10 protein-coding genes are annotated in these 12,883 nt (G+C 32.0%); 3 read left to right on the top strand and 7 right to left on the bottom strand.

All coding sequences use genetic code 11. The features are described 5' to 3' along the window. Positions 1–11 precede the first annotated feature (11 nt). From ACJBCC_RS00340 to ACJBCC_RS00360, 5 genes are all read right to left on the bottom strand, one after another. Positions 12–839: a phosphatase PAP2 family protein gene (locus ACJBCC_RS00340; protein ID WP_299098878.1), complete on the bottom strand. Its 828-nt coding sequence runs from the start codon at positions 837–839 to the stop codon at positions 12–14. A 30-nt stretch (positions 840–869) separates the two neighbouring features. Further along, complete coding sequence (locus ACJBCC_RS00345; RefSeq protein ID WP_115817884.1) at positions 870–1,484, bottom strand: deoxynucleoside kinase; 615 nt, start codon at positions 1,482–1,484, stop codon at positions 870–872. Between the two features lie 3 nt (positions 1,485–1,487). After that, positions 1,488–2,288, bottom strand: a complete 801-nt coding sequence (locus ACJBCC_RS00350) for a hypothetical protein (RefSeq protein ID WP_299098879.1) — start codon at positions 2,286–2,288, stop codon at positions 1,488–1,490. 96 nt (positions 2,289–2,384) lie between these two features. After that, positions 2,385–3,068, bottom strand: a complete 684-nt coding sequence (locus ACJBCC_RS00355) for a response regulator transcription factor (RefSeq protein WP_407556091.1) — start codon at positions 3,066–3,068, stop codon at positions 2,385–2,387. Further along, entirely contained in the window at positions 3,061–4,593 is a 1,533-nt protein-coding gene (locus ACJBCC_RS00360) for a sensor histidine kinase (protein ID WP_407556092.1), read from the bottom strand. The genes ACJBCC_RS00355 and ACJBCC_RS00360 overlap by 8 nt, the downstream gene beginning before the upstream one ends. 140 nt (positions 4,594–4,733) lie before the next feature. Between ACJBCC_RS00360 and ACJBCC_RS00365 the strand changes: the two genes are divergently transcribed. From ACJBCC_RS00365 to ACJBCC_RS00375, 3 genes are all read left to right on the top strand, one after another. Next, positions 4,734–5,597, top strand: a complete 864-nt coding sequence (locus ACJBCC_RS00365) for a GLPGLI family protein (protein WP_407556093.1) — start codon at positions 4,734–4,736, stop codon at positions 5,595–5,597. 115 nt (positions 5,598–5,712) lie between these two features. After that, positions 5,713–6,615, top strand: coding sequence for a GLPGLI family protein (locus tag ACJBCC_RS00370; protein WP_407556094.1), 903 nt, complete (start codon positions 5,713–5,715; stop codon positions 6,613–6,615). 98 nt (positions 6,616–6,713) lie between these two features. After that, complete coding sequence (locus ACJBCC_RS00375) at positions 6,714–9,437, top strand: carboxypeptidase regulatory-like domain-containing protein (protein ID WP_407556095.1); 2,724 nt, start codon at positions 6,714–6,716, stop codon at positions 9,435–9,437. 16 nt (positions 9,438–9,453) lie between these two features. Here the strand turns inward: ACJBCC_RS00375 and ACJBCC_RS00380 are convergent, their stop codons facing one another. Together ACJBCC_RS00380 and ACJBCC_RS00385 are read right to left on the bottom strand one after the other, a co-directional pair. Continuing rightward, positions 9,454–10,191: a carboxypeptidase-like regulatory domain-containing protein gene (locus ACJBCC_RS00380; RefSeq protein WP_407556096.1), complete on the bottom strand. Its 738-nt coding sequence runs from the start codon at positions 10,189–10,191 to the stop codon at positions 9,454–9,456. Between the two features lie 135 nt (positions 10,192–10,326). Beyond that, positions 10,327–12,744, bottom strand: coding sequence for a sodium-translocating pyrophosphatase (locus ACJBCC_RS00385; protein ID WP_407556097.1), 2,418 nt, complete (start codon positions 12,742–12,744; stop codon positions 10,327–10,329). Between the last annotated feature and the right edge of the window lie 139 nt (positions 12,745–12,883).

Here is a 12,883-nt window from a genome sequence, read left to right on the forward strand (position 1 = left end):
TCAGCATTTATTTAAAAAGTGCCAACAACACCAAAAGTACCTGCACCCATTTTTAGTTGCCAAGATATTTGCTTTGGCTCTTTAATTTCATAACGCTGATTACGCTTCATAAAATTATCGATGCCGTCTGTAATAACAATGCTAAAAGCCATACCAAAACCTACATCAGATATCCAATGTGCATTTTTCCATAATCTAGAAATTGGAGCAATTGATCCAACAGTATAAATACCAGCTTTAACCCAAAAATTATCAAATTGTTTAGCTATAGCATGAGCCATAGAAAATGATAAAATTGAATGTCCGGAAGGAAAAGAGTGGTAGCCAGGTTCATTACTAAATGGACTAAAATGATCATGGTTTCCTGTTTTTGGCCTAGCACGACCAATAGCAGTTTTTGCAACACTTTGAAACAAGCCTGAAGCCACAGCAGACGAAATAATTAAAACACCTGTATATCTTACTTTTTCATTTTTTGTTAGTAATCCAAAACCATAAACACCAGCCGTTACCATGAAGAAATTTTGAGGACTGCCAAAATACCATCCAAAATCTTGTAATATAGTTGGAGCATGCTCACCTTGTTCTGTAAAAATGCGTTGTGCTTCATTATCTGCAAGATATAGTAAACTTGTACCTGCAATAAAACTTCCTGCAGTTATAAAATCCTTCTTTTTCCATCTTAAAGGTTGGGTGTAAGCATTGCCAACGCCTTTAATAATAGATATACCGTCGTATTTAAAATCGTTCCATATTCTTTTACCATCAGAAATAGAATCGTTTTGTGATTGAATATTAAGTGTAGATAATACTGCGAGAGCAAGTAAAAAGTATTTCAATTTTTAGCGTAATAATTGAAGACTATAACTTTAAAATAATCCATTAATTTCAGCATCAATTCGGTTGATTATGTCTCCTAAATCTTCAGGATTAGCAACAAAATCTAAATTGTCTACGTCTATAATTAATAAATTTCCTTTATCGTATTTAGAAATCCAAGCTTCATAACGTTCGTTTAATCGGCTTAAATAATCGATACTAATTGTGTTTTCGTAATCGCGTCCTCTTTTATGGATTTGTGCGACTAAATTAGGAATAGAACTACGTAAATAAATAAGTAAATCTGGTCCTTTTACAAAAGATTCCATTAATTCAAATAACGAAGAATAATTTTCAAAATCACGATTGGTCATTAAACCCATGGCGTGTAAGTTGGGTGCAAAAATATGTGCATCCTCATAGATTGTTCTGTCTTGAATGATATCTTTTCCGCTATCGTGAATTTGGTTAACTTGTCTAAATCTACTATTTAAAAAATAAACCTGCAGGTTAAAACTCCAACGCTCCATCTGATTGTAAAAATCATCTAAATACGGATTGTCAACTACATCTTCTAACTGTGCTTCCCACTTAAAATGTTTCGCTAGTAATTTTGTAAGTGTAGTTTTTCCGGCTCCAATATTTCCTGCAACGGCTACATGCATAATCTAATCTAATTTTAATTGGTATTGATATAGTAAATTTTCTCGGTAAAGATACACTGTTTCGTTGGTTACCAAAAACTGATTTATTAACATTTTTGGATGTTTAACAGGTAATATTTCTGTTTGGTTTTTTTCTAAGATAAACAAAGAATCTTCTTTTTTTAAAACCAAATGCGCTTCGTTAAATGCCAAACTTTCGTAACCTGTGTTTTTCAGTTTTCTTATTAAGCTTCCAAAATAATTATAGATATAAAGATAATTTTCAGTGAGTAAGAAGCAATAATTATAATCGCTTTTTAAATCTAGAACTTTAGATTGTACTGGTACTGTTTTTAGTTTGGTTTTGTTTGAAGCATAATCGTATAATTCTAAATATTGAAAATCTTCATTAAATAACCAAAGTGTATTGTTATAGCCCGAAGAAACAAACGATACATTTTTGTAGGTTGTGTTAGAGTTAAAATCAATTTTTGAAATTTCAGCCAAGCGATTATCTAGGATTATAACTGTATTAAAGTCTTTATAGAACAGATTTATTTTTAAAGGATTAAATGTGTTTGCCGATGTAATTTCGCCTAACTGAAAATTAGAATAACTAATAATAGTGTCCTTCGTTTTTTTATTGAAGGTGTTATTTTCCGTTGAATAATAAAAGGTTCCATAATTATCTATTCCGAAAATAGACTCCGCTTTTATAATTGTAGAATCTTTTAAAGTCGCTGTAGCTGTAACGAGTTGTTGGTTTTCTCCTTGCGCAAAGCCTAAAAAACTAGAAATTAAAAATAAAAGAAAAAGCTTTTGCATAAAGGTTGACCACTTAAGACTGAAAAATACAAAATTGTACCAATTAATAACGCTTAAGGATTGCAGTAATTTTAAAAACGAACAGATTTCATAAAATTATACCGTTAATTTATAACCAAACCCACGAACATTAATAATCTGAATGTTTTTATCCTTTTGTAATTTTTTTCGCAGTTTACTAATAAAAACATCCATGCTTCTTGCGGTAAAAAAATCATCAGTTCCCCAAAGTTTATTCAATATTAAAGAACGGTCTAAAACCTGATTTTTATTTTTTATAAGATGAAACAATAAGTGTGCTTCTCTGTGAGTGAGCTGAACGGACTCCTCATCCATGAAACTTAATTGTTGTTTAGGAAAATCGAAAGCGAATTGACCAAGCGTTATAATCTCAGAGGACTTTTGTGTTTTAGTTCTATCTACTAAGTTATGCACTCTAACAATGAGTTCTTCTATGCTGAACGGTTTTTTAAGGTAGTCATTTCCGCCAATAGAAAAACCTTCAACCACATCTGCGGTTTGAGATTTTGCTGTTAAGAATATAATAGGAATAGTATCATCTACAGCTCTAATGTCTTTGGCTAAAGTGAAACCATCTTTTTTAGGCATCATTACATCCAAGACTAAAATGTCTGGCGCTTCAGTTTGATATTTTTTAAAAGCAATATCTCCATTTTCGCAAAGGGTAACTTCAAAGTCCCTTGTTTCTAAGCTTTCTTTTATAATCTGTCCTAGCGCTGCTTCGTCCTCAGCCAATAAGAGTTTAATTTTATTAGCCATTTGGAAGTGTGATTTTAAACGTAGTTAAATTTTTATTCAATTCTAAATTTATAGAGCCTTTATGTTTTTCTATAATCGTTTTGGTGTAATATAAACCAATGCCAAATCCTTTTACATCGTGCTTATTGCCTTTTGGTACACGATAAAATTTATCGAAAATTTGTTCTTTATTAGTTTTAGTTAAACCGGTTCCGTTATCAGAAATTAGAATGATGCAATTATTTTTGTTTTCCCTTAATAGAACAGTAATTTCTTCTCCACCATATTTTATAGCATTATCTAAAATGTTATTTAAAGCATTTTCAATATGAAATATATCTGCATTAATGATTAAGTTTTCAACTAGAAAATTATTGTTTATGGTTTTTTCTCTGAATTGTATTTTATAACGATTGGTTAGTGTTAACAGCAATTCAGATAGATTAAAGTTTTCGTTTTTTAGGTCTAAATTATTACTGTCTAAGGTTGCTGTTTCTAACATTTTTTCAACCATAACATTTAGTTTCCCTAATTGCACTGAAGACATGTTTAGGTATTTTTTGGTCTTTTCCTTGTCTTCAATAGCATTAAAACTATTTATACTTTCTATTGCTGCACTTATGGTGGCTATAGGCGTTTTAAACTCGTGCGTTATATTACTAATAAGGTCGTTTTTTACTTCGGCTAGTTGTTTTTGGTCTCGTATAATTTTCAGTAGGTAAAATAATGAACTTATTACAGCAAGTATGAGAAGTGTAGAGATTAAAATTCCACCTAAAATTCTATATAAAATAGCTTCAGTTGTATTTGTAAACAATATGGTTAAAAAAGTACCTTTTGGCAGAAACGTAGATTTTGAGTCCGTCTGTAAATAATCGGCTGACATGTGATTAGGATCAAGCTCTGGCATTTCTTTTGTTTTAATCCAATGTTCAATATCGTGTTTAGGATTTTTATAGTCTAAATAGAATGCGATATCAATATTTTTGCGTTTTAATTCTTGCTTAACTAAACTATCTACGCTTTTTATATCTAGAGTATCATTAGTCATTGAAATCATGACTTTTGATGTTAAAAACTCAGCAGTTTTAAAATCAATGCCCTTATTTTTTAAACTGTCTTTTTTTAAATGAAAATTTTCTATTGTTAAAGGGTTGAGTTTTTCATCTTCTTTTTTAGCCATCGAGTCGGCCTTACGTCCCCTAAGTATCGTTATGCCGTCTATGGCAGTGACATCTAAAGAATCAATATTACTAAAGCCACTATTAGATTCATCTAAGTTTTTTAAAAAATTTTGAAGTTTACTTCCTTCTTTAAAGGCATCCTTTTGTTGATCGCCTTTTAAGAAAATACCAATAGTAGATTGTTCTGCTAAAGCGGTATAATAATCATCAACGGCTTTGTCTAAACTAATTTGTACATCATTAATGAGCTGTTGTTTGCTAGTTTGGTAGTTTTTGTAATTCCAATAGACTTGTATTCCAATTGTACCAAGAATAACAACCACTATAGTATATAAAATCCATTTGTATCTTACATCATTCATAATTCAAATGTAGAAGTAAAAAAAATAGATTGCTAATCGGTTAACACTCGTTAACGTTGGTTAACATAAGTAGTGGTTTAATTTTCAGATAATTGTAGTATATTAATCAAAAACATAATCAATCTATAATATATCAAATTATGAAAAATCTCTCAATCTTATTCTCATTAATATTAATTCTTGTGGCGTCATCAGTTTTAGCTCAAGATTTTCAAGGCGTGGCAACATATAGAACACAACGCAAAATTGACATAAAAATGGATAGCACTAAAATGAATGACGCTATGCAGACCAAGATGATAGAAATGATGAAAAAGGGATTTCAGAAAACCTACACTTTAACCTTTGATAAATCTTCATCATTATATAGGCAAGAAGTTGAATTAGACAAGCCGCAAGTTGGTGGCGAAATGATGATGTCTTTTGGAAATAGTGGTAACGATGTTTTTTATAAAAATATAAAAGACAAAAGCTATATAGATCAAAAAGAAACGATGGGTAAAAAGTTTTTGATAAAAGATTCAATTGTCTCAATTGACTGGAAATTGGAGTCAGACACTAAACATATTGGAGAATACATGTGTTTTAAAGCAACTTATACTAAACAAGTGCCAAAAAGAAAGAGTATTAGTTTTAGCAGTAATACAAATAAAAAAAAGGAATCTGATGATGAAAAGGAAGAGGAGGAAGCGATTGAAATGGAAGATCGTATAATCACAGCTTGGTACACACCTCAGATACCTGTGAGTAATGGGCCAGCTAAATATCAAGGATTACCTGGATTAATTTTAGAAATTCATGATGGAAAGTTAACTGTTATTTGTAGTCAAATAGTAATTAATCCAGAAGAAAAAATAGAAATTAATGAACCTACTAAGGGAAAGCAAGTTGACCAACAAGAGTATGACGATATAATGGATAAAAAGGCCAAGGAAATGATGGAGCGTTATGCACCTCGTAAAGGTTCAAAAGGAGAGCACGTTATAATTTCAGTTGGTGGTTAATTTTCTTAACATAAATTTAACGGTATAGGATTTTACTTTTCTTCATTCAATGAGTCTTACGTTTAGTGAGATTAACTAAATTCGTTTTGGATTTTATAACAATATCGATAAACACATGAAGAAATTACCATTTAAAATTGCATTACTGTTAACAGTCTTTTTTACGAGTTTCAATGCATTTGCTCAAGATTTTCAAGGCAAGGCGTATTACCAATCTAAAACCACTATGGATATGGAAGGTATTGGTGGGCCAGACGCAAGTCCGGAACGTAAAAAGCAAATTGCCGAACGTATGAAAAGCTTTTTAGAAAAAGAATATGTGTTAACGTTTAACCAAGTAGAATCTATTTATAAAGAAGATGAGAAATTAGCAGCTCCAGGTGGAGGAAGAGGATTTGGAGGATTTGGTTCTAGTTTTACTGGTGGTCCAAAATATAAAAATGTAAAAACCAAAGAAGCTATTACAGACCAAGAATTTTTTGGTAAGAAGTTTTTAATTGTAGATGATTTAAAAAACTTAGAATGGAAAATGGGTACTGAGACAAAGCAAATAGGTCAGTACACATGTTTTAAAGCTACAGCAACTACAACATCTGATGCCTTTGATTTTAGTGCTTTTAGAAGACCAAGTAGAGGAGGAAATGATAGAGAAGAAGGTAAAAAAGAAAAAGATAGCACTAATAGTAAGAAAAAAGAAAAAAAAGATAAGCCAGAAGCTAAAGAACCAAAAATTATCGAAGTAGTTGCTTGGTATTCTCCACAGATACCTGTAAACCAAGGACCAGATGGTTATTGGGGTTTACCAGGATTAATATTAGAAGTTAATGCAGATCGTACTACTATTTTATGTACAAAAATTGTTTTAAATCCTGAAGAAAAAGAAGAGATTGAAAAGCCTAAAAAAGGAGATGAAGTTACACAAACAGAATACAACGAAATTGTAACAAAAAAGATGAAAGAGTTAAGAGAGTTACGCGGAGGTCGAGGCGGACGAGGAGGAGGTCGAGGACGTAATTAATTCGTCACTATCTTTTTTATGTACAACCACATTTATTATCAAATGTTAATGCGTTTGATAAGATTAAAAATTTAAAATAACAATCACAACCAAATTATATGAAGAATGTATTAGCGCTATTATGCCTATTAATAGCAAGTAGTTCCTTTGCCCAAATTAAACTTCAAGGTGTTGTAAAGGATAGTATTGGTACCCCTTTAGAACTCGCAAATGTTATCGCAATTAATAAAGATTCGAATACTTTAGAGTCTTATGGTATAACAGATGCTAACGGTAAATATGCACTGTCTTTAAGTAAGAATACCTTATACAATATTCAAATTAGTTATATCGGTTTAAAATCTGTAGACGAAACCCTTCAAACAAAAGAAGAAGATTTAACAAGAAATTTCAATATGGTTTCTGATAATCAGTTAGATGCTGTTGAAATTACTTACGAAATGCCTGTAACCATAAAAGGAGATACATTAATCTATAATGCAGATTCTTTCAAAAATGGATCGGAACGGAAGCTAGAGGACGTATTGAAAAAATTACCTGGTGTTGAAATAAATGATGATGGACAAGTTGAAGTAGAAGGTAAGGTTGTCGATAAGTTAATGGTTAATGGGAAAGATTTCTTTGATGGTGATTCTAAGTTGGCAACAAAAAACATTCCTTCTAGTGCTGTAGACAAAGTTCAAGTTTTGCGTAATTATTCTGAAGTTGGCCAGTTAAGTGGTGTACAGAATAACCAAGATAATGTAGCTATTAATATTAAATTAAAAGAAGGTAAAGAAAACTTTTGGTTTGGAGATGTCACAGTAGGAGGAGGTGTAGCACCTTCACCAACAGATGAGCTTTACTTGGTGCAGCCTAAACTTTTTTACTACAGCCCTAAGTATAGTATCAATGTTATTGGTGATTTAAATAATACGGGAGAAGTAGCCTTAACAGGAAGAGATTTAAGAAATTTTGGTGGTGGATTTAGAGCGCCAAGCAGCAGTAGCGGAACAAGTATAAATCTTGGAGATAATGGGTTAAGAGGTTTAACTAACCTTGGCGATGCACAAAGTATTGAGTCAAAATTAGGCGCTGTGAACTTTAGTTATGCACCAAATAAAGCCTTAGATCTTAGTGGCTTTATAATTTATAATGCCAATAGGTTAAAAACAAGACAAGAGAGTTTTGTGCGTTATACAGACGCAGACTTAGGAATACCAGATGAAGAAACTGTTCAAACAGGTAGAGAAGCAACTAACCAAGGTTTAGCCAAATTAAGCGCTAGTTATAAACCAAACGCGAATAATCAATTGAATTATGATATTCTTGGTCGTATTTCAGATGATTCAGAAATGAATAATGAGTTTTCTACGGTAGTTGGTACAACCAATCAGTTAGATGAAGCGAAACCATATAGTATTAATCAAAACGTTAACTACTATTACACCCTAAATGAAACTAATATTTTTGCTTTTGAAGCACAACATTTATTAAAAGATGAAGATCCATTTTACAATGTTATAGGTTTAAAAGATGAAAATGCTTTTGAAAATACTGCTAGTGCATTAGGATTAGATGTCAACCAGAATGACTATAATCTTAATCAAGAAAGACGAATAAAATCTAATCAATTAGATGCTAAATTAGATTACTATAATATTCTAAATTCAAAAAGCAATATCAATTTTACTTTGGGTACAATATTAAGCAATCAGCAGTTTGACTCTAATATTTTTCAGTTTTTAGATGATGGTACTTTCTTTGATCCAACAGCGACTTTAACTAATGATGGTGAGTTATTGCGTAATGAAAACGATACTGAATATAACTTTAGTGATGTTTATTTAGGGATGCATTATACACTAAAAACAGGAAAGTTTACAATTACACCAGGTTTTTCAGTACATGCATATGGTAATAAAAACACGCAATTTGGTACAACATACGAAGATAATTTCTTTAGATTATTGCCAGATTTTGAAACAAGAATACAATTTAAAAAGAGTGAAAGTTTAACCCTAAGTTATAATATGCAAAACTCCTTTACAGATGTTACGAGTTTAGCAGAAGGGTTAGTATTAAATAATTACAATAGTATACAATATGGAGAACCAAATTTGCAAAATGCACTTTCTCATAACATCAGTCTACGTTATTTTAGTTTTAATCTTTTTAATTATACTAATGTTTTTGCGTTCTTTAACTACAATAAAAATATAGATCAAATTAGATCACTTACAGATTTTGATAATGTTATTAGAACAAGTTCGTATTTTAATTCAAATTTTGCAGATGAGAGTGTATCTACATTTGGTCGTGTTCAACGTACGTTTGGGAAACTTAAAGCAAGTTTGAGAGCTAATTTTAATTACAGTAAAATAAATCAATTTGTACAGGATGAAAGATCGGTAAATGAGAGTTTTACTCAAAGTTACACACCAGAGTTAAGCACTAATTTTAGAGAATGGCCAAATGTTACTTTAAAATACCGCTACAGTATTAGCGATAATAATCAAGGAGAAAGCGACACGCAATATATTACTAGTGCGCCTTCAGTTGAGTTTGATGCGTATATATGGAATTCATTAACAGTGAGAACAGATTATGCGTATACCAATCAGAGTAGTAATATTTCGCCTTCAGAATCTTTCCAGACTTGGAATGCTAGTTTGGCTTATAGAAAAGATCAAGATGCTAAATGGGAATATCAAATTAAAGCCTCTAACTTATTAAATATCGATTCTAACGTTAATAATGGCGCAAGTAATATTTCGGTTTACAGTTCTGAAACCTTTATTTTACCAAGGTTTATTACCTTTAGATTGACTTATACGTTATAAAATAAGACTTTATTATTTAAAAAGTCTTGTATTCATGATATAGAATATAAGGCTTTTTTATTTCAATTTCAGAAGTAGAGCCTTCTGCTAAATTTAATTCTTCTCCACCAGAACCTCTTAACTCTACAGCGAGCATACCAAAAGTTTGTAGCAAACGTTCAGCACCTTCTTCATTTTGAGCGTATAACATTCCTGGCATTTGCAGAGCCATATCTTCATCTGCAGGATCCAAATGATGCATTATAACATCTACCGAACCAGAATAAGTAGAGCCATCTTCTTTAATAAAATTGCCATCAAAGCTTACCGAACTTCCATTTGTTAAAGATACAGTTTCACTATTACCACTATTTACTGCGCCAACGATGTTAGCCTCTAATAACATAATTGTCACTTTATTGGTTCCGTTAGATGGTATTATGCTTCGAGATCCATGAATATAACCTGTTTTATCTGCTATTATGTAACCAAAACGTTCTTTTACATTGGCATCTTTTATTAAAAACACACCATTATTATCTGTAATAGCTATGTCATTGCCGATAGTAATTGTAACACCTTCAATTGGGTTATTGTTAGTGTCTACGACGTTGCCTATAAAATCTCTTGAAATGGTATTTCCGAAGTATTCAGAAAATGTATTTGGGATTATTTCTTGTTGATCTCCTCCTAAATTTCCATCATCTTTTTCACAAGAGTTAAATGAAAGACAAAATAATAGAAGAATTGTAAGTAAAACTTTGTTTGATTTCATAGCTGTTGATTTTGTGGTTATATTCAATAGATGGATAAACCTTAAAATGGTTGCGTCTAAATTCTTACAACAAAAAAAACCTCATAAAATTAATTATGAGGTTTCTATACAAATGTCTAAAAATGTTTATTAATATTATTTAGAAATATCAACACTTTCTATAGTTCTTTTAGTCTTGCTATCAGAATTGTTTATAGATGTTTCAAAAGCAGCTAAATCTTTCTTTATCTCAGCTTCTGTACCTTCAAAAATAATAGTTTCTACAACCTTTTTTCCATTCTTAATCGTAGAATAGTCAACAGTAGCTTTTGCTAAATCTTGTGAAGCAATAGTCATTTCTATGGTAACTTCTTCGTCAGTGTTAGCTAAGCCAGTTTCATCAGTGTGTCCTCCTAAAATAGGTGCAATCACTAAACCAATTAAACACGTCAATTTAATTAAGATGTTCATTGATGGTCCTGATGTATCTTTAAAAGGATCACCAACAGTATCACCAGTTACGGCAGCTTTATGTGCTTCAGAACCTTTATAGGTCATTTCTCCATTGATTTCTACACCAGCTTCAAAAGATTTTTTTGCGTTGTCCCAAGCGCCACCTGCATTGTTTTGGAAAATTGCCCATAGCACACCAGAAACAGTTACACCAGCCATATAACCACCTAGCATTTCTGCAATTGCTAAAGAATCCATTCCAAAAATCATTGGAACAAAAGCGATAATTAGAGGAAAACCAATAGTTAATAAACCTGGTAACATCATCTCTTTTAAAGATGCTTGCGTAGAAATTGCAACACATTTATCGTATTCTGGAGTTCCAGTACCTTCCATAATTCCTGGAATGTCTTTAAACTGACGACGTACTTCATGTACCATTTCCATTGCGGCTTTACCTACGGCATTCATTGCTAAAGCAGAAAATACAACAGGTACCATTCCACCAACAAATAGCATAGCTAAAACTGGTGCTTTAAATATATTAATGCCATCAATACCAGTAAAGGTTACGTAAGCTGCAAATAAAGCTAAAGATGTTAATGCAGCAGAAGCAATTGCAAAACCTTTTCCGGTTGCAGCTGTTGTATTACCAACTGAATCTAAAATATCTGTACGTTCTCTTACGATTGGTTCTTGTTCGCTCATTTCTGCAATACCACCTGCATTATCAGATATTGGTCCAAATGCATCAATAGCTAATTGCATTGCTGTAGTTGCCATCATTGCTGAGGCAGCTAATGCTACACCATAAAAACCAGCAAATGCGTAAGATGCCCAAATTGCACCTGCAAATAAAAGAACAGAAGGGAATGTAGAAATCATTCCTGTTGCTAAACCAGAAATAATATTAGTACCAGCTCCTGTAGATGATTGTTGCACTATTTTTAAGATAGGACGTTTCCCTAATCCTGTATAATATTCCGTAACTGAAGAAATAACAGCGCCTACAAATAAACCAACTAAAGTAGCATAGAAAACTCGCATTGAAGAAATTTCAACTAAACCTTCACCAAAAAACTCCATTCGCATAGTTTCTGGTAACATATATTTACATAAAGCAAAACAAGCTAAGGCTACTAATACAATAGATGTCCAGTTGCCTTTGTTTAAGGCTCCCATTACTTGCGATTCTTTTGCGTCGTTACTACTAATTTTAACTAGCATAGTACCTATTATCGATATAATGATGCCTACACCAGCGATTGCCATAGGTAACAAGATAGGACCAATTCCACCAAAGGCATCAGAAATAGCGCCTCCCATATCTTTAATAACGTAGTTTCCTAAAACCATAGCTGCTAAAACTGTTGCTACGTAAGAACCAAACAAATCTGCTCCCATACCAGCTACATCACCAACATTGTCTCCTACATTATCTGCAATAGTTGCAGGATTACGAGGATCATCTTCAGGAATTCCTGCTTCTACTTTACCTACTAAATCGGCACCAACATCTGCAGCTTTTGTGTAGATTCCACCACCAACTCTAGCGAATAAGGCAATAGATTCAGCACCTAATGAGAAACCAGCTAATGTTTCTAATACAATTGTCATATCCATAGTGTTTGTCCAAACACCATCCATAAATACGTTGAAAAATATAATGAAGAATACAGTTAATCCTAATACAGCTAAACCAGCAACGCCAAGACCCATAACGGTTCCACCTCCAAAAGAAATTTTAAGTGCATTTGGTAAACTAGTACGTGCAGCTTGTGTAGTTCTTACGTTGGTTTTTGTAGCTATTTTCATTCCTATATTGCCTGCAAATGCAGAAAAAACGGCTCCGAATATAAAAGCAATGACTATAAGCCAATGAGTTGTAGGAACTACATAAGATACAATAGCAAGAAGTATACTTACTATAACAACAAAAATACCTAGTAATTTATACTCAGCATTTAAAAAGGCAAGAGCACCTTCATATATATGATCTGAGATCTCTTTCATTTTACCGTCACCAGCATCTTGCTTCATTACCCAAGATTGTTTAATTATCATATAAATTAAACCTAAAGCAGCCAAAGCTATTGGCATATAAATCATCATTGAATCCATATATTTTTTATTTGATTAGTTTTTTGCTCGGCAAAAGTAGTAAAATGAATCATATTTTACGAAAAAAGCAATATCAATTACTTGATATTGCTTTTTTATTATTTAAAAGTTAAAAAATCTACGATTCCGAAAACGATGT

Origin of the sequence: Winogradskyella sp. 4-2091 (genome assembly GCF_045765065.1) — a bacterium.
GTDB lineage: Bacteria > Bacteroidota > Bacteroidia > Flavobacteriales > Flavobacteriaceae > Winogradskyella.

Excerpts from the sequence above, each read along its gene's own strand:
- ACJBCC_RS00360 (WP_407556092.1), bottom strand. The coding sequence starts at position 4,593 with ATGAATGATGTAAGATACAAATGGATTTTATATACTATAGTGGTTGTT.
- ACJBCC_RS00380 (WP_407556096.1), bottom strand. The coding sequence starts at position 10,191 with ATGAAATCAAACAAAGTTTTACTTACAATTCTTCTATTATTTTGTCTT.
- ACJBCC_RS00355 (WP_407556091.1), bottom strand. The coding sequence starts at position 3,068 with ATGGCTAATAAAATTAAACTCTTATTGGCTGAGGACGAAGCAGCGCTA.
- ACJBCC_RS00350 (WP_299098879.1), bottom strand. The coding sequence starts at position 2,288 with ATGCAAAAGCTTTTTCTTTTATTTTTAATTTCTAGTTTTTTAGGCTTT.
- ACJBCC_RS00375 (WP_407556095.1), top strand. The coding sequence starts at position 6,714 with ATGAAGAATGTATTAGCGCTATTATGCCTATTAATAGCAAGTAGTTCC.
- ACJBCC_RS00370 (WP_407556094.1), top strand. The coding sequence starts at position 5,713 with ATGAAGAAATTACCATTTAAAATTGCATTACTGTTAACAGTCTTTTTT.
- ACJBCC_RS00365 (WP_407556093.1), top strand. The coding sequence starts at position 4,734 with ATGAAAAATCTCTCAATCTTATTCTCATTAATATTAATTCTTGTGGCG.
- ACJBCC_RS00385 (WP_407556097.1), bottom strand. The coding sequence starts at position 12,744 with ATGGATTCAATGATGATTTATATGCCAATAGCTTTGGCTGCTTTAGGT.
- ACJBCC_RS00345 (WP_115817884.1), bottom strand. The coding sequence starts at position 1,484 with ATGCATGTAGCCGTTGCAGGAAATATTGGAGCCGGAAAAACTACACTT.